Below are 514 nucleotides of genomic sequence, written 5' to 3'. Positions count from 1 at the left end.
CCCAGTCACACCCGCGGCCAGATCGTCACCGCACTACGACTACTCGAACGCAAACAAGTCACCCTCCCACCCAAGAAACACGGAAACATCCCACTATGAGCGACGAAGCGAATCATGACGCAGCGAACGACAAAGCGAATCATGACGCAGCGAGCGAAGCGAATCATGATGCGGCGTCGGTCAGTTGGTCGTTTCGCGGAAGTCCGACGGACGTCGAGATCGCTGCTCTCGTTGCGGTTTTGACTGCCGCGCGGCCGTCGGTGGCCGAGGAATTGCCGGCCCCGATCGATCTGTGGGGTCGCCCGGAAGACATGCATCGCTACGGACTTTCAAGTGCCCCAGCTCTTTTCGTCAATGCCCGATATGGCCAGTGAAGGAATTTCAGTACATGACTACCTCGACTTCCCATAGAAAAATCACCAAGGTTCTTGTCGCCAATCGTGGTGAGATCGCGGTGCGGGTGATCCGGGCTGCGGCCGATGCCGGGTTGGCCAGTGTCGCTGTGTACGCCGAA

General features: G+C 58.6%; 2 protein-coding genes. Both read left to right on the top strand.

The features are described from left to right. The first annotated feature begins 95 nt into the window (after positions 1-95). On the top strand, positions 96-374 hold the full coding sequence (locus CH283_RS19630) for an acyl-CoA carboxylase epsilon subunit (protein ID WP_094639331.1): 279 nt from the start codon (positions 96-98) through the stop codon (positions 372-374). Between the two features lie 14 nt (positions 375-388). Then, positions 389-514, top strand: a 126-nt coding sequence (locus tag CH283_RS19625; RefSeq protein ID WP_141215327.1) for a biotin carboxylase N-terminal domain-containing protein, incomplete at its 3' end; no start/stop codon positions are given.

Source organism: Rhodococcus sp. 05-2254-2 (assembly GCF_002259095.1).
GTDB lineage: Bacteria > Actinomycetota > Actinomycetes > Mycobacteriales > Mycobacteriaceae > Rhodococcoides.
The sequence above is the reverse complement of the archived record's forward strand: the minus strand, read 5'-3'. Positions and strand labels throughout refer to the sequence as shown.